Source organism: Pseudonocardia oceanicola, from assembly GCF_047200735.1.
Lineage (GTDB): Bacteria > Actinomycetota > Actinomycetes > Mycobacteriales > Pseudonocardiaceae > Pseudonocardia.
Window position 1 is genome coordinate 1 of record NZ_JBJZON010000031.1, and the last position, 15661, is coordinate 15661.

A 15661-nucleotide genomic window follows, 5' to 3' on the forward strand; every position below is an offset into this window, starting at 1 on the left:
CACCGACACCGGCTCACCCTTCGCAAGCGAGACGACTCCACGAACCCTCTGCGACATCAGAACCTTCCAGTGACAGGGGGAGCGGCCGGCTCGTCGCCGGGCCGTTGACACGGGTGTGGGCGCGGCCGGAACGCGCGCCCACACCCGGAGATCGGGCCAGCTAGTGCGCAGGCACACCGGAGACGTGCGACGACCGCTCGATGGCGTCCGGTACGGCGTCCGAGGCGGCATCCGCCTCGGGAGCCTGCGGCGGGCCGCCCGCGAACTGCACGATGTGGTCGGCGAGCGTCAACTTGCTCGGCGTGCCATAGGTGAAGTAGGTCTCGAACGGCAGCGTGGCACCGCCGATCGCCAGGCCGGTGTCGATGTCCGACATCTGCCAGGTGCGCGTCTCCCAGTCCGGCTCGAAGGACAGCACGCCGGTGTCGCCGAAGAGCTCGATCCGGTTGCCGCCGGGCTCGAAGACGTACAGGAACGAGCCCTGGGTGATGCCGTGCTTGTCCGGACCGGTCTCGATCTGGATGTCGTAGTCGCGGAACATCTCCGCTGCATCGATGTTGTGCTGCGGAATCCCGTAGTACATGGCGACGTGGTGCAGGCGGCCGCACTCACCGAGCGTGTCGCGCATGCAGGCGACCTCGTGTCCCAGGATGTTGGAGCTCATCCACGCGCCGATCTCGACCTGGCCGTCCACGACCCGTTCCGTCGTGCGGAAGCCGAGGTGGCGCTCGAAGGAGTTCTTCACCGGCGTCACGTCGCTGGCCATCAGGTTGATGTGGTCGATGCGCTTGACCGGGAGCCCCTGCAGCGGCTTCTTCGACGGTCGGCTGAGGATCTTGCTCTGCAGCTCCGGCGGGGCCTGGTACTTCTCAACCTCCCACACCAACGAGAGGTTGTGGCCGTCGGGCGACTGGAACTGCAGGGTCTTGCCGTAGCCGAACTCGTTCTCGGTCCAGGTGACGTCGACACCTGTGTCCTTCAGCGCCTTCGCCCGGCGGTCGAGAGCCTCCGGCGAGCTCGTCCGGAGCGCGGCGTGCCCGAGCCCTGCCTGCTGAGCTTCGGTGATCTTGATGCTCCACTGGTACGGGTCCTCGTACGCCCGCAGGTACACAGACTGGCCCTCGCGCCGCGTCTCGTACATCCCGAGCAGCTTCGTGAAGAACCAGAGAGTGCCGTTGGGGTCCGGCGTGAACAGCTCGGTGCGGGCGAGGTGAGCCACCTCGTGTCGGGGACTGGTCTCACTCATCGTTCTCTCCTCGGAACGTGGTGCGGTGCCGGGCACCGCCGCGAACGTGCCCACTCAGCAGGAAGATCATCTCCGGCGACCTGCCGGTGGGCGGACGGTGACAACGAGCTGGGCGCAGCGGGCCGGACGGCCCGGCGGACGTCCACCGATGGCACCCGCACTGATCGGGTGACCTCGTCGTCGGATCTGCCACGGGGAGCAAGCTCGCAGACTGCGGCGCGTCGCGGCACGGCCTTCCGGTCACCCGGAACAGCAGCCTTTCGCGCGTACCTCGCTTTCGACAGTCAGGGACGGCAGGTGACTCAGAAGAGCCCGTGGCGCGCACCACTGTCGAGAGCCAGGGTCGCGCCGTGCAGGGCCGCGGCCTCGGGGGCGAGAAGGACGGCGATCGCCCAGGCGACCTCGGCGACCTCGGTGAGACGCCCGAGGGGCGAGTGTCGGCGGTACTCGTCCAGCACGCATTCGATGCCGAGATCCCGAGTCTCCGCCTCCGCAGCTGCGATGCGCCGCAACCGCTCGGTGTCAAGTGGGCCGGGAGCGATCAGATGAGCGGTGACACCGCGTGGCCCGTAGTGGTCCGCGAGCTGCCGCACCAGGTTGGCCAGTGCGGCGTTGGTGACCCCGGCCCCACAGGTCCGAGGGCTCGGCTCCGAGCCGTAGTGACCACCGATGGCGATGATGCGGCTGCCGGCCTGCAGCAGGGGGTCGACGGCACGGACCGCCCTGAGGAGACCGCCGAGCTTCAGGCTCACCAACGTGCCGAGCGCCGCGGGATTCACCTCCCACAACGGGCCGCTCGCAGGTAGGCCCGCCGCCTGCACCACGACGCGGACCGGGCGGCCGACCTCCCCGCAGGAGGACGCGATCCGCTCGCCGCAGTCCTCCGCGCCGATGTCGGCTGGGCACGCGATCACGCCTGGATCGGCCGCCGACAGAGCTTGTAGCGTCTCGGCACTCCGTGCCACGGCGACGACGGTCAGGCCTTCCTTCCTCAGTCGCCGGAGTACGGCGCCTCCCACCGAACCAGTCGCGCCGATCACGAGCGCCTGTCCGCCGGGGTTCATCGGCCGGTCACCGCACGAGCTGCGATCTCGTCCGCTCGACGCTCGGCGGCCGACGTTCCGGCTATCGCCCAGTCGACGGGCTCCACCTCGATTGCCCGCCCGCGCACGAGCTCCCGGTGCACACCGAGGTGCTCGACCGCCAGGTCGGTGAACGCGACCAGGAGACGTTGTCGCTGCTCCAGAGGGCGCCCGCGCAGCACGATGAACTGGAAGAAGGGGGCGGACAGGTCGCCCGGCCCGCCGACGGGACCCACACTCTCGTCGGCGAACCGACCGGCGACGAAGGTGAGTTCGGGAGCATGGAGGCTGACGAATGCGCGAACCCGCTCCATGGATGAGCCGAGCACGTCGGCGTAGACCTGGCAGCAGTCCCGCAGCAGTGCTCTGACCCGCTCCGGGGCATGACGGCCATCGACGAGGTGGAACGTCAGGATCGGCACCGGTACTCCTCTCGAGGCTGGACAAGATCCCGCAGAGTGTCCACCGAGGCGACGTGCCGGCGCCGCCGTCGTCGCCGATATCGGAACCGCGACCGGGGGTGTTCCGAGTGCGTTCGGCATTGCCGGAGGCGCCCCCGATCAGAACTCCAGGCCACCTAGTTTCCGGAGGTCGAGGCCCATCTCGGGGTCCGGAACAGGAAGTGGTGACGATGACTGCGCGCGTACAGGCAGCGATCGTCGGTTCCGGCAACATCGGAACCGATCTGCTCTACAAGCTCAAGCGATCGGAGCTCGTCGAGCCCCGCTACATGATCGGTATCGATCCGGAGAGCGAGGGACTCGAGCGGGCGGCTGACATGGGCCTGGAGGCGTCCGCCGAGGGCGTCGACTGGCTGCTGTCCCGGCCCGAACTGCCGCAGATCGTCTTCGAGGCGACCTCGGCGAAGGTGCACGCCGCCGCGGCTCCGCGCTACGCGGAGGCGGGGATCCGTGCGATCGACCTGACCCCGGCGTCCGTCGGCCCGTACGTGGTGCCCGCCGTCAACCTGGACGAGCACATCGACGCGCCCAACATGAACATGGTCAGCTGTGCAGGCCAGGCGACCATTCCGATCCTCTGGGCCATCAACCAGGCAGCAGACGCCTCGTACGGGGAGATCGTCGCCGCCATCGCCAGTGCCAGTGCGGGACCCGGAACCCGGCAGAACCTCAGCGAGTTCAGCGAGAAGACCGGCCGGGCCCTGGCGAAGGTCGCCGGCGCGGACAAGGCGAAGGCCATCTCCGTGATCAACCCGGCCGAGCCGCCCATGATCATGCGGGACACGGTGTACGCCAAGGTCCGCAACCCCGACGCGGACCGCATCGAGCAGGCCGTCCGGGACATGGTCGCCAAGGTCCAGCAGTACGTGCCCGGCTACCGGCTGCGCTTCGTCGAGGTCGACGGCGACCAGGCCACGGTCATGCTCGAGGTCGAGGGCGCAGGGGACTTCCTGCCGAAGTACGCCGGGAACCTCGACATCATCACCGCCGCCGCCGTTCAGGTGGCCGAGGCGGTCGCGCGCAAGAGCCTCAAGAACGGAGTCGCCGCATGAGCACCGCCAGCAGGCGCAAGGTCACCCTCGTCGACACGAGCCTCCGCGACGGCATGAGCAGCGTGTCGCACAAGTTCACCCCGGAACAGGTCGCCGAGATCTCGAAGGGCCTTGACAAGGCCGGTATCTCCACCATTGAGGTCGCGCACGGCATCGGCCTGGGCGCCTCCTCCATCCAGTACGGGTTCGCCGCTGCCACCGACCCCGAGTACGTCCGCGCCGCAGTCGAGGCCACCAGCCAGGCCGACATCGCCGTGCTCTACGTACCGGGCATCGCCACCCTGGCCGAGCTCGAGGCCGCGATCGACGCGGGCGCGAAGACCGTGCGCGTCGCGGTGCACTGCACCGAGGCCGACTGCGCCGAGCAGCCCATCGTCTGGGCCCGCGAGCACGGCATGAAGGTCATGAGCTTCCTCATGATGAGCCACAAGCTCGAACCCGCCGCCCTGGCCGAACAGGCCGCCAAGCTCGACTCCTACGGGGCGCAGGTCATCTACGTGGTCGACTCGGCCGGGGCCATGGTCCCGAAGGGCGCCGGCGCCCGCGTCGCGGCGCTCCGCGAGGCGGTCGACGCCGACCTCGGCTTCCACGCTCACAACAACCTCGGGGTCGGCATCGCGAACGCACTCACCGCTGCCGAAGAGGGTGCGGCCTTCATAGACGGGTCGCTGCGCGGGCTCGGCGCCAGCGCGGGCAACGCCCAGACCGAGGTGCTGGCTGCGGCGTTCGAGCGGGCGGGCTACGACACCGGCGTGGACCTCCTCCCCCTTGTCGACGTCGCCGAGCACGTCGTCGCGCCCCTGATGAGGGAGCCGCAGATCGTTGACGAGACCGCCCTGATCCTCGGCTATGCCGGGGTGTACTCGACCTTCTTCCACCCCACGAAGCGTGCCGCGAAGAAGTACGGGGTCAAGGAGCGGGACATCCTCATGGAGCTGGGCCGTCGTGGCGTCATCGGCGGCCAGGAGGACATGATCATCGACGTCGCGGCCGAGCTCGCCGGACGCGGCGAGCACGCGAGGCTCGCCGAGGCGGTGAACGCCTGATGACGGCGGCGGCAGCCGAGCCCCGATCGGTCCGTCATCTCATCGGTGGGAACTGGGTCGATGCCTCGGACGGCGCCACGTTCGAGACCCGCGACCCGCACGACCAGTCCCTTCTGGGCACCGTGGCCAGGGGCACTGCCGAGGACGGTACTCGCGCGATCACCGCCGCTCGGCAAGCCTTCGACGACGGCCCGTGGCCGCGAATGACCCCGAAGGAGCGAGCCAAGGTTCTGCACGCCCTGGCGGACGCGGTCGACGCCCACCGCGACGAGCTGGCGATGCTGGAGACCCGCGACGGTGGCAAGGTGCTCCACCACATGCTGCACGCGGAGACGCCTCGCGTCGTGCACAACCTGCGCTTCTTCGCCGACTTCGCCGCCATGGCACCCAACGAGGCCTACCCGGACGGCCCTCTGTTGTCCTACGTCCTGACCCCGCCTGCCGGCGTCGTCTCCGCGATCAGCCCCTGGAACGCGCCGCTGATGCTTGCATCGTGGAAGTTCGCACCGGCGCTGGCATTCGGCAACGCCGTGGTGCTCAAGCCCGCACCGCAGACGCCGCTGTCCGCGGCCCGGTTCGCCGAGCTGGCGTTGGAGGCCGGTCTCCCGGAGGGCGTGCTCAACGTCGTCCAGGGCTTCGGCGGTGACGAGGTGGCCGGACCCCTCACGTCCGACCCGCGCGTCGACCGGATCACCTTCACCGGCTCGACCGCCACCGGGCGCAAGGTCATGGCCGCAGCGGCAGCGAACCTGACTCCGGTGTCGGCTGAGCTCGGTGGGAAGTCGGCGAACGTGGTGTTCGACGACGCCGATCTGGAGGTGGCCACGGACGTCGCCATCAAGGGCGTGTTCGCCGGCAGCGGTCAGGTCTGTCTGGCCGGCTCCCGACTGCTGGTCCAGCGCGGCATCCTCGACGACTTCCTCGCCCGCTTCACCGAGAAGGCCCAGGCCCTGAAGGTGGGCGACCCGAAAGTGGCCGGCACGAACCTCGGCCCGCTCATCGAGGGCCCGCACCTGGCCAAGGTCCACGGCTACGTCGAGCTCGCCCAGACCGAGGGCGGCAAAGTGATCACAGGCGGCAGCCGGCTCGAGGGAGACCTCGCGGGCGGTTTCTACTACCCCCCCACCGTGATCACCGGTCTGACGAACCAGGCGCGTACGGCACGCGAGGAGATCTTCGGTCCGGTCCAGACGGTGCTCCCGTTCGACACCGAGGACCAGGCCCTGGCGATCGCGAACGACAGCCCGTACGGGCTCGCGGGCATTCTCTGCACCCAGAACCTGGACCGTGCCCACCGACTGGCGGCACAATGGCAGGCCGGCATGGTGTGGATCAACTGCTTCTTCGAGCGCGACCTGCGCCTGCCCTTCGGCGGCGAGGGACAGAGCGGGGTCGGTCGCGAGGGCGGCCCGTACTCCCGGGAGTTCTTCACCAACCCTCGTGCTGTGACTCTGCGCATGCACTGACGGGAGACGCGCGACGACGAGGGCCCGGTCCTCGAGGGGACCGGGCGCCTTCGTCGTCGGGGAACCGAACGGACAGGGTGTTCACCAGCTCGCGAGCGCCACGTCCAGTCTGCTGCAGGCGCCGGCGGAGCTGCTCTCCGCCGGATCACTCACCTCGTACCGCTGCTCGCCGACCGTGACCGCGCAAAGTCCGGCTCCGGGTCGGCGGTCCGAGTGGGTGTGCCGGCCCATGACTCCGCCGTACTGGAAGTGGCGGACCGACTCGGCCGAGTGCGCGAGCGCCGGGAGCCCTGCCTCGTCGACCGCGATCACCTCGCGACAGGAGCCGGACAATCGCAGCTCCCGGACCGCCTCGGTTCCTGAGCGCCCGGCTCCGACGACGATCCGGCGGTTCGTGGATTGATTCCTCTGCGGCTGCACGCCGACTCCTCTTCGTCGAACCGCCGCCGCGTCGTGCCTCGGCGCTCAGGGCTGGGGCAGGGTGTACCGGGAGCCCAGCTTGCGGCGGTAGTCGATGAACGCCTTGTTCCTGTTGACCATCAACGCCCCGACGAGGTCGTCACCGGTGTGCCCCTCGACGACCAACTGCCAGGCTTCGGCGTTGTCCTCGATCACGGATATCTGCTGAACCCTGGCCCACAGCCCGACGGCCTTGATCTTGGCGTCGTACTGGTCGGACCAGAACGTGGGTACCGGGGCGTACGCCTCGGCGTTTGCCGGGTCGAGCAGGTTGCGGGCGGCCCGCCGGGCCATGTCGTTGGCGTTGGTCCAGTGCTCGACCCGGATCGCGGAGTCGACGCGCGGGTGCGGCCACATGGCCACGTCACCTGCGGCGACTATGTCGGTCCGACCGACGGCGAAGCAGCGCTCGTCACACAGCACGTTGCCGTCCTCGAGGACGACATCCGATCCGGCCAGCCACTCGGTGTTCGGAGCGGACCCGAGCGCGATCAGTACGAGGTCGGCGTCGAGGCGCGCGCCGTCGTTCAGGTGCACCGCCTCGACCCGGCTCTCGCCCTCGAAACGCTCCACCTTGGTGCTCAGATGCAGCCGGACGCCGTTCTCCTTGTGCATCTCCGTGGCCCGCCTACCGAAGTCCGGGCCGAGGACGGGCATTGGATGGGGTGCGACGTCGATGAGGGTCACGTGCTCGAGGCCGCGTTTGCGGAGCGTGGCCGCCACCTCGCAGCCGATGAAGCCGGCTCCGACGATGACGATGCGAGGACGCGACTTGATGGCGTCGCGCAGGGCGATCGCGTCGTCCAGACCGCGCAGCATGTGGAAGCCCGCCAGGGGCGGCAGTCCGGGCCACTCGCGTGCCCGACGACCGGTGGCGATCACCAGTCCGTCGTAGGGCATCTCGCCTCCGTCTGCGAGACGGACGACCCGGCCGGCGGTGTCGAGACCGGCGGCCGGACGTCCGAGGACCCACGTCGCGTCGAGGTCATCGAGGGGGAACGCGCACTCGGCGGGTTCCATGTCACCGGCGAGGACCTGCTTCGACAGGGGCGGCCTGTTGTAGGGGAGATGCGTCTCGTCCCCCACGATGGACAGCTCGCCGTCGAAGCCCTCGTCCCGCAGCTCCTGCCCGGCCCGCAACCCGGCGAGGCCGGCTCCGACGACCACGATGCGACGCATGACGGGTCAGTCCTCCAGCTGCAGCGCGGCGATGGGGCAGATCTTGACGGCCTCGATCGCCTTGTCGCGCAGGCTCTCGTCCGGGTACTCCTGAAGGAGGACGACCTTCTCGCCGGCCTCGTCCATCTCGAAGATCTCGGGTGCGGCAACGACGCACTCGGCGTGTCCCTCGCACAGGTCGTAGTCGACGATCATCTTCATGGTGAGCGGTCCTTCGTGATGTGCAACTGAGCTGCCCGGGCTTGGCCGGGAGGAGAGTCCCGGCCGGGGACCCGGAGGTCGACCCGGTCCCCGGTCGGGGCGGTCCGGCTGTTCAGGGACGGTCGGCCGGGATCGGGTTCCGGGACGGGTCCCAGGTGACGAGGCAGTGCTCGACGCCGCGGTGGGAGATGTTCTCGCCGTACACCCAGGGCTGCCCCTCGACGAGCTCGATGTGCGGCAGACGCTTGGCCAGCTCCTCGAGGATGACGCGCAGCTCGAGCCGCGCGAGCGCCTCACCGAGGCAGCGGTGGCGCCCCTTGCCGAAGGCCAGGTGGTGGCGCGCGTTCTTCCGGCAGATGTCGAGCTTGCCGGGGTTCTCGAAGACGTCCTCGTCGTGGTTGGCCGAGTGCAGGGCGATCATGACGGTCTCCCCGGCGGGGATCTTGACTCCGCGGATCTCGACGTCCTCGGTCGTCGTCCGGCGCCAGTGTGGCACCGGGGTCGCGAAGCGCATGATCTCGTCGATGGCGTGGGGGATCAGCGACGGGTCGTTGCAGATCATCTCCCACTGGTCGCGGTTCTCCAGCAGGTGCCGGAACGCGTTGCCGGAGGTGTTGGTCGTGGTCTCGTGACCGGCGAACAGCAGCTGGAGCATCACCGTGTACGCATCCTGGATGTCGTACAGGCTCGGGTCCTCCTCCTGGAGGCGCCGGATGTAGTGGCTCATGATGTCGTCGCCGGGGTTCTCCACCAGCTCGTCGACGTGGGCCTTCGCGTACTCCCAGTACTTCGCGATGCCCTTGGCGTCCTCCACCTGCTCCTCATCGGTGGGGATGCCGAAGCCGAACTTGCCGTTGCCCTTGGCGTACTCGCGGACGCGCTCCATGTCCTCCGCGGGCACGGCCATGAGCTGGAAGATGACCCAGGCGGGGATCTCGAAGACGTAGTCGGCGACGAGGTCGCACGAGCCCTTCTTGACCAGCGAGTCCAGCTTCTCGTTGACGAGGTCGCGGATCTGCGGCTCGAACCGGTTGACGACCTCCTCGCCCAGGTACTCGCGCAGCACCTTGCGCTTGACGGTGTGCTCCGGCGGGTCCTCGTCGACGATGGTGTTGTCGACCTTGATCCCGGCGTTGAGGATGATGTCCAGCGCCGCCGGGCACGGCGGCTTCACGAGGTTCAGAGCGCCTTTGGCGGTGTACTTCTGAGTGCCGACGAGGCGCTCGATCTCGTTGATGTCGTCGTACTTCGTGACGACCCAGACGTTCAGCCGCGGGTTGTAGAAGACGGGCTGCTCGGCGCGTGCCCGGGTGTAGTACTCGAGGGCGGTGTGCGGGTTGAGGGGGTCGAACTTCTCCCCGATCTCTCCGATCGGGCGCTCGTCGACAGTGCTCACGGTTGCCTGTCCTCCTAGGGTCGTCAGACGGGGCGGTCCGCCGCCGGCGGGGCGGGAACCCTGGCGACGGCGACCTGACCCACCCGGCGGGAGGTGTGGCCCGGGGCCCGTGCGCCACCCGCCGTGGTCCTGCACAGGTTGTGTCGTGGGCGACGGCGGTCACAACGACGGTTCAGGCATGGTGAACGGAGGACGTCGTGGGGGTCGACGCGTACGGTTTCCCCGCCACGGACCGGGCGGGGAAGCCTGGCGAGCGGGTCAGCCGGTGATGTCCCGGCCGAAGATCTGGCGGGCGATGACCACTTCTGGATCTCGTTGGCGCCCGCGTAGGTCTCGCCGATCTTGAAGTCCCGGTAGGTCGCTTCCCCGGGTCCGGGGGCGTCGTCCGCGCCACGCTGGTCGGTGAAGCCGAAACCGCCGAACGCCTGTACGGCATCCCGGGTGATGTCACCGCAGAGACGGGTGCCGAAGAGCTGCGCCATGGCGGCCTCGGGCTGCGCAGATGCTCGGCCATGTGGTCGAACGCAGCCTGTGCCATGCCCACGCCGGCGGGGACGCGGAGTTCCGTGATCCATCGTTTGCGCCTGCTCGGCCGTCGAGTTCTGGTCGTCGACTGCGGTCACTCGAGTTCTCCTGCCACACACGGTCTTCGTCGTGCCGGTCCGTGCTGGCGGCCGGCTCGTCTAGCCAGTCGGCCGACTGCGAGAACCCCAAGGCGAGATCCGGAGTCCGGGCAGGAACGCACGAGGGCCCGGCTCGCGTCCACGGAAACGGAACGCGGGCCGGGCCCGGTCAGGGAGAGCGGTCAGTCCCGGGACTCGGCCCGACGTTCTGAGATGGTGACGTCGCCTGCTGCCCAGTGGGTCGGCGGGCACTCGCGGAGGACGACACGGATGGACTCGACCGGCGCGCCGATCGCCCGGCGCGTCGCCTCGGTGAGCTCGTGGATGAGGTCCCGGAGCTTCTCGGGCGAGCGACCCTCGCCGAGCGTCACGTCGATGAAGGGCATGTCAGCCTCCTGCCAGGGCGATGGAGCCGAGATGAGTGAAGTGCGCTGCCACCCGCGAGCCCGCCGCCACCGGCACGGCGTCGGTCATGCCGCCGGTCAGGACCGTCCAGCCGGCCTCGATCGCCAACCCACGCTCGGCGAGGATGTTGGCGGCGAAGGCGAGGGCCTCGGCGGGATGTCCCTGAACCGAGGCGCCCGTCGCGCTGTGCGCGACCTGGCCGTCGACCTCGAGCAGGCAGGCCTCCAGCGCAAGGTCGAGGTCCTCGGGGCGGAGCCCGACCGGTCCGGTCACGTAGACGCCCGACGAGTTGTTGTCCGCGACGGCGTCGGCCAGGGTGAATTTGAAGCCCGAGTAGCGGCTGTCGATGATCTCGATCCCGGCGTACACCAGGCCCACCGCCGCCAGGGCGGACGTCGCGGTGACCCCCGGACCTGCAAGCCGGTCCTTCATCACGAACACGATCTCGGGTTCCGCGCGCGGGTGGATGAGCCGTGCGCGCGGCACGGGATCACCGGCGGGGAGAGCCATCGCGTCCGTCAACCAGGCGACCGAAGGAGAATCGACGCCCATCTGTCGCTGCTTGGCGCGGGAGGTGAGGCCGAGCTTCACGCCGGTCACGGTCTCTCCACGCTGTACCCGACGGGCGAGCGCCTCGTCCTGTGCGGCGTAGGCGGTGGCGAGATCGAGCCCGTCCCACTCGTGCTGTATCGAGCCGCGCGCGGACGCGGTGTCCTCGGCCTCGAGGAGCAGCGCGGCCACCCGAGCCGCCGACCATTCCTTCTCGACGATGCTCATGCGGTCTGCTCCTCCTTTGCGCCCAGGACGGCGGTGACCGTGCCGAGGCCGGCGATCGTGGTCACCACCGTGTCCCCGGGAACCATCGGGATGGCTTTCGTCATCGACCCGGGCAGCACGACGTGGCCGGGCTCCAGCGCCACACCGTGTGGCCCCACCGTGTTCGCGAGCCAGACCAGCGAGTTGAGCGGGGACCCGAGGACCGCGCCGCCGGCACCCGTCTCCACCAACTCCCCGTTCTTGTGGAGGGTGCAGCCGACCAGACGCAGATCGAGGTCGGCGAGCGCCACGGGGCGGCTGCCCACGATGACGCCGCCCGAGGACGCGTTGTCCGCGATGGTGTCGACGATCGAGATCTTCCAGTTGGAGATCCGGGAGTCCACGATTTCGAGCGCGGGGAGGACGAACTCGACCGCTCGAACGGCGTCGGCGATGGTCACTCCGGGCCCCTTCAACGGCCGCCCCAGGACGAAGGCCGTCTCGGGCTCGATGCGCGGCTGGAGGTAGGTGTCCGCCGGGATCGGCTCGTGCTCGAGGTGGAACATCGACTGCGTGAGGTGCCCGAAGTCCGGTTGGTCGACGTTCATCTGCCGCTGGATCGCACGCGAGGCCAGTCCGACCTTGTGCCCGCGGATGACGTCGCCACGACGTACCCACTCCTCGACCTGAGCCTGTTGGATCGCGTACGCGTCCTCCAGGCTCGCGTCGGGGTGATCCACGATCACCGGATGGGTCGCTGATCGCTCCGCGTAGGCAGCGAGCAGCCTCTCGGCCGTCTTCGCGACGTCATCGACATCCATGTACTCGGTCCTCACGTTGTGCGTGCGGGGCTGGCGGCGTATGAGTGGGCAGCCGCGGTCATGTGGACTGTGGGCGAACGGTGCGCGAGCATGCGTGCCACCGAGCGGGACGACGCTCGGGGTGCTGAAACCGTCATCCAGCGGGTGATGGCCGTGCTCGACGCGGTCGCCGGGGGCGGCGTCGGCTCGGCCGGCGTCGGAGTGTCGACGGTGGCCCAGCGGACGGGTCTTCCGAAGAGCACGGCACAGCGACTGCTGCGGGCCTGCTGGAGCGGGAGTCGTCGAGCGAACCGGAGCGACCTATCGGCTCGGGATCCGCCTGATCGAGCTGGGTAGTCGCATCCCTCGTGGGCAGGACGTCCGAGCCGTGGCGCGGCCCTCTATGAACGACCTCCGGGAAGCGACCCAGCCTCCGTTGCCGCGGCGATCTCGGTGTCGGGGTGGAACAGTCGGACCAACGTCGACCACGCCGCTGCAGCGGTCCGTGCTGTCGCTCTCAGTGTCACCCGCGAGCTCGTCCGCTAGCGCCACCACGCGAGCACGGGCCGTCGACCGGTTCACGTGCCGACTGCGACGGGGAGGCCCGTGGGATCGTCCCGGACGACCGACAGGGCGGGCGTGGGGCCCGAGGCTGCCGCGATCCGCTTCGAGACCTCGGCGGCGGTCCCGATCACGGCGCGCCTGAACTCGTTGCGAGCCGGCGCGAAGCGGGTCTCGGGAACGGTCATGCTGACCGCCGCCACGACGGCGCCCAGGTCGTCGCGGACGGGGGCGGCCACGCAGTGGACCTCCTGCACGGCCTCGGCCAGGTCGAACGCACAACCGGCTCGGCGCACCGCCTCGAGTTCCTGCTCCAGCGCGCGAGGGTTGGTGATCGTCGACGGGGTCAGCCGGCGGAGCGGCTTGTCCGTGACGAAGCGGCGGATCTCCTCGGGGTCCCGGTGCGCGAGCAGGACCTTGCCGACGGCACTGCAGTGGGCGTCGAGCTGGGCGCCGATGCGCGCCCCCACCACGTTGATCATATGGTTGCCGACGATCTTGTCGACGTAGAGCACCTTGTAGCGCTCCATGACCGCGAGGTGGCTCGTCTCGCCGTAGCGGTCGACCAGCTCCTGGAGGACCGGTGCCGCGGCAGAACGCACGTCGACGGCCCCCCGCAGGGTCTCGCCGAGCTCCACGATCCGCCAGCCGATCCGGTACCGGCCACGCGTACGGCACTGCAGCAGGCCGATCTCGACCAGGCTGGACAGGAGGGCGTGGGCACTCGAGCGAGGCACGCCGATCGTGTCGGCGACCTCGGAGACGCCCCACTCGGGGTGGTCGATGGTGAAGAGATCGAGCACGGGCCCGAGCTTCTGGACAGTCTGCAGCATTCGGCTGTCCTTCCTGCGATCCAACGACGGTGTTGTCACGTGCGGAGAAGACGGCCGCAGCGCGGCTCGCGATGCTCCTTCGGAGGAGATCGCGGGCCGTGAACGAGAGTCCACTCAACCGTACTGCTGAGGGAGCCGGTCCGTCCTCGACGCAAGACCGAGGGTATGCAGCAGGTCACTGATTGCCGAGCCAAAGAACGCACCGGCCTTGTCCAGGAAGCGCAGGATCAGGCCCGCGCGAAGCGGCCAGGGTCAGAGAGCAGAGCCGAGATCCTCTGACGGGGACGTGCCGTACGTGGCACGATGGCGCGCCGCGAACCGGCCGAGATGAGCGAAGCCCCAGCGGTGCGCGACCTCGGCCACGGTGGTCCGCTCTGGGTCGGCGGCGACGAGTTCCGCGTGCGCGCGCCTGAGTCGGACGTCGCGCAGGTATTCCATCGGCGTGGCCTGCAGGTGCTGCTGGAAGCCGACCTGCAGGGCACGCACGCTCAGCCCGACCGCTGCTGCCACGTCGGTCACGGTGAGAGCTTCGGCGGCCTTCTCCTCGATGAACGCCTGTGCACGACGCAGCGCGGCCGGCACCGAGGGCCCTGGTGGCTCGAGGACCCGATCGAGGAAGGGATGCTCGACCGCGAACAGCAGCCCGGTCAGCAGGCTTTGCATCAGCGGGCGCATGACCAGCGCGTTGTTGAGGAGCGCCGAGTTGTCGTCGAACGCGGCGAACAGGTCGACCACCGACCGCGCAACGGCCCACCAGCCACGTCCCCGTCCACTGGCAAGATCCAGCGACGACGACAGCTCAATGGGTCCCTGCACAGGAGTGCGGAGCAGGTCGCTCAGCTGCGTCTCCAGGGCTGTGCGTTCGAGCTTGACCCCCAGCAGCGGCTTGCCTTCCCCGAAGCCCTGCATCGTCGTCCGGCCGTACGGGCGGAAGACGACGGCGCGTCGGGCCGACGCCATCACCCGGTCCGGCCCCGACCAGCTGTCGACCGTGCCCGCCAAGGGGACGTTGACCTCGTAGGCGGTCTCCATGTCGTCCGTCTCGATGTGCACGGGATCGGCATAGCTGAGCATGCCGACGGTGACCGGCCCGAAGGACACGGCCTTGAGCCCCATGTCGAAGGGGCGAGCTTCGTCGAGCAGGCGCAGTCGATGGGGGAAGTACACGGACGTGCCGAGGCGGCGGGCGTCCTCGACCGAGGTGCACCTGACCGCGATCGGCTCCCGTTTCGCCTGCTCCATCGCTGACCTCCGCTGACGGCGGACCGCGTCAGGCTACCAACGACGGACGACGCGATGGAGACGACGGGTCCCGTCGCGACCACTCGCCCGCATTGATCGACGAGCTCGTCCGGGAGGGCCCGCGCGACGCCGCAGCGTGGCGGCTGAAAGAGGGACACTGCTGGTCAGACCTGGAGCCGGAGGTCGGGATCGAACCGACGACCTACTGGTTACGCCGCGGGACCCGGTCGCGTCGGCCGGGGCGGCGTGCATGTAGCGGAGCACCCGCGGGTTCACCAGGTCCCGCATCTGCCGAGGTGAGCGGCGCTGGTCGAGGACGTCCACCAGCATCGCCACCGTCCGCGCCGCCTCCTGCAACGCCGCCTGGTCCTGCACGACGTCGACCACCGGGTCACCGGCCGGCAGCGACGCCGGCTCCTCGAAGATCGGGTGGTGCCCGCACTCCTGGCACGGCGCCAGCAGGTCCTGGCCGTTCCACAGGTACGCGCGCTTCGGTGCGAGCCCGAGCGCCTGTCGAAGAATGTCCTGAGTGGTCTCCTCGCTGACGTAGGTGATGGTCATGGCGGCCTCCCGGCAGGGTCGACAGCCAGCCCGAACGTATGGGCGATTGTTCTGTAGTTGGTGGGGCTGGCTGCGGGGCGCGGTGCGGAGCCCGCCCTTTCCCCGCGCCCGACTCCGCCCGGCGAGGCTCACGCTCCAGGGCGGCCCGAAGGGCCGTCAGCGCCACGTCAGCGCCAGCTGATGCGCAGCACCCTGGAACGTGAGACCGGGCGGAGTAAGCGGCCCCACCGGCAAGAACAGCCTGGCCGCGGGCCGGTCCGCCAGGGCGGCACCAGCACCACACGATCAGAGG

Annotated in this window: 18 protein-coding genes; 4 read left to right on the forward strand and 14 right to left on the reverse strand. The window is 69.4% G+C overall.

Annotated elements, in window-relative coordinates; all coding sequences use genetic code 11:
* Positions 1–160 precede the first annotated feature (160 nt).
* The 3 genes from ACL02T_RS30045 to ACL02T_RS30055 form a co-directional block, all read right to left on the reverse strand.
* Positions 161–1246 carry a VOC family protein gene (locus ACL02T_RS30045; RefSeq protein ID WP_412834173.1) on the reverse strand — a complete coding sequence of 362 codons (1086 nt, stop codon included), beginning with the start codon at positions 1244–1246 and terminating at the stop codon, positions 161–163.
* Positions 1247–1548: 302 nt separating this feature from the next.
* The gene (locus ACL02T_RS30050) at positions 1549–2310 is read right to left on the reverse strand and encodes an SDR family NAD(P)-dependent oxidoreductase (protein ID WP_412834174.1); all 762 of its coding nucleotides are present in this window, start codon (positions 2308–2310) and stop codon (positions 1549–1551) included.
* Positions 2307–2750 (reverse strand): tautomerase family protein, encoded by a 444-nt coding sequence (locus tag ACL02T_RS30055; RefSeq protein ID WP_412834175.1) that lies wholly within the window; start codon positions 2748–2750, stop codon positions 2307–2309. Before ACL02T_RS30055 ends, ACL02T_RS30050 begins: the two co-directional genes overlap by 4 nt.
* 209 nt (positions 2751–2959) lie before the next feature.
* Between ACL02T_RS30055 and ACL02T_RS30060 the strand changes: the two genes are divergently transcribed.
* Genes ACL02T_RS30060 through ACL02T_RS30070 form a run of 3 tightly spaced genes read left to right on the forward strand, consistent with a single transcriptional unit; the run spans position 2960 to position 6353 of the window.
* A complete protein-coding gene (locus ACL02T_RS30060; RefSeq protein WP_412834176.1) occupies positions 2960–3841 on the forward strand; it encodes an acetaldehyde dehydrogenase (acetylating) in 882 nt (293 codons plus the stop codon).
* Positions 3838–4887 carry a 4-hydroxy-2-oxovalerate aldolase gene (gene dmpG / locus ACL02T_RS30065; protein WP_412834177.1) on the forward strand — a complete coding sequence of 350 codons (1050 nt, stop codon included), beginning with the start codon at positions 3838–3840 and terminating at the stop codon, positions 4885–4887. Before ACL02T_RS30060 ends, dmpG begins: the two co-directional genes overlap by 4 nt.
* Positions 4887–6353, forward strand: a complete 1467-nt coding sequence (locus tag ACL02T_RS30070; RefSeq protein WP_412834178.1) for an aldehyde dehydrogenase — start codon at positions 4887–4889, stop codon at positions 6351–6353. Before dmpG ends, ACL02T_RS30070 begins: the two co-directional genes overlap by 1 nt.
* Before the next feature lie 81 nt (positions 6354–6434).
* Here the strand turns inward: ACL02T_RS30070 and ACL02T_RS30075 are convergent, their stop codons facing one another.
* From ACL02T_RS30075 to ACL02T_RS30110, 8 genes are all read right to left on the reverse strand, one after another.
* Positions 6435–6773 (reverse strand): hypothetical protein, encoded by a 339-nt coding sequence (locus ACL02T_RS30075; RefSeq protein WP_412834179.1) that lies wholly within the window; start codon positions 6771–6773, stop codon positions 6435–6437.
* A gap of 45 nt (positions 6774–6818) precedes the next feature.
* Complete coding sequence (locus ACL02T_RS30080) at positions 6819–7991, reverse strand: NAD(P)/FAD-dependent oxidoreductase (RefSeq protein ID WP_412834180.1); 1173 nt, start codon at positions 7989–7991, stop codon at positions 6819–6821.
* Positions 7992–7997: 6 nt separating this feature from the next.
* Positions 7998–8192, reverse strand: a complete 195-nt coding sequence (locus ACL02T_RS30085) for a ferredoxin (RefSeq protein WP_232868907.1) — start codon at positions 8190–8192, stop codon at positions 7998–8000.
* Between the two features lie 112 nt (positions 8193–8304).
* Positions 8305–9588, reverse strand: coding sequence for a cytochrome P450 (locus ACL02T_RS30090; RefSeq protein WP_412834181.1), 1284 nt, complete (start codon positions 9586–9588; stop codon positions 8305–8307).
* Between the two features lie 23 nt (positions 9589–9611).
* The gene (locus ACL02T_RS30095) at positions 9612–10163 is read right to left on the reverse strand and encodes an acyl-CoA dehydrogenase family protein (protein ID WP_412834240.1); all 552 of its coding nucleotides are present in this window, start codon (positions 10161–10163) and stop codon (positions 9612–9614) included.
* 230 nt (positions 10164–10393) lie between these two features.
* A complete protein-coding gene (locus ACL02T_RS30100; protein WP_412834182.1) occupies positions 10394–10597 on the reverse strand; it encodes a tautomerase family protein in 204 nt (67 codons plus the stop codon).
* A 1-nt stretch (position 10598) separates the two neighbouring features.
* Positions 10599–11393 carry a 2-keto-4-pentenoate hydratase gene (locus ACL02T_RS30105; protein WP_412834183.1) on the reverse strand — a complete coding sequence of 265 codons (795 nt, stop codon included), beginning with the start codon at positions 11391–11393 and terminating at the stop codon, positions 10599–10601.
* Positions 11390–12193: a 2-keto-4-pentenoate hydratase gene (locus tag ACL02T_RS30110; protein ID WP_412834184.1), complete on the reverse strand. Its 804-nt coding sequence runs from the start codon at positions 12191–12193 to the stop codon at positions 11390–11392. Before ACL02T_RS30110 ends, ACL02T_RS30105 begins: the two co-directional genes overlap by 4 nt.
* 147 nt (positions 12194–12340) lie before the next feature.
* On the opposite strand from ACL02T_RS30110, the gene ACL02T_RS30115 reads away from it, so the two are divergent.
* Complete coding sequence (locus ACL02T_RS30115; RefSeq protein ID WP_412834241.1) at positions 12341–12529, forward strand: helix-turn-helix domain-containing protein; 189 nt, start codon at positions 12341–12343, stop codon at positions 12527–12529.
* 221 nt (positions 12530–12750) lie between these two features.
* On the opposite strand, the gene ACL02T_RS30120 is transcribed toward ACL02T_RS30115, so the two are convergent.
* The 3 genes from ACL02T_RS30120 to ACL02T_RS30130 all read right to left on the reverse strand — a co-directional run bounded on the left by ACL02T_RS30120 (position 12751) and on the right by ACL02T_RS30130 (position 15369).
* The gene (locus tag ACL02T_RS30120) at positions 12751–13566 is read right to left on the reverse strand and encodes an IclR family transcriptional regulator (protein ID WP_412834185.1); all 816 of its coding nucleotides are present in this window, start codon (positions 13564–13566) and stop codon (positions 12751–12753) included.
* Positions 13567–13818: 252 nt separating this feature from the next.
* On the reverse strand, positions 13819–14808 hold the full coding sequence (locus ACL02T_RS30125) for an AraC family transcriptional regulator (protein ID WP_412834186.1): 990 nt from the start codon (positions 14806–14808) through the stop codon (positions 13819–13821).
* A gap of 33 nt (positions 14809–14841) precedes the next feature.
* Positions 14842–15369: a hypothetical protein gene (locus ACL02T_RS30130; protein WP_412834187.1), complete on the reverse strand. Its 528-nt coding sequence runs from the start codon at positions 15367–15369 to the stop codon at positions 14842–14844.
* Positions 15370–15661 lie beyond the last annotated feature (292 nt).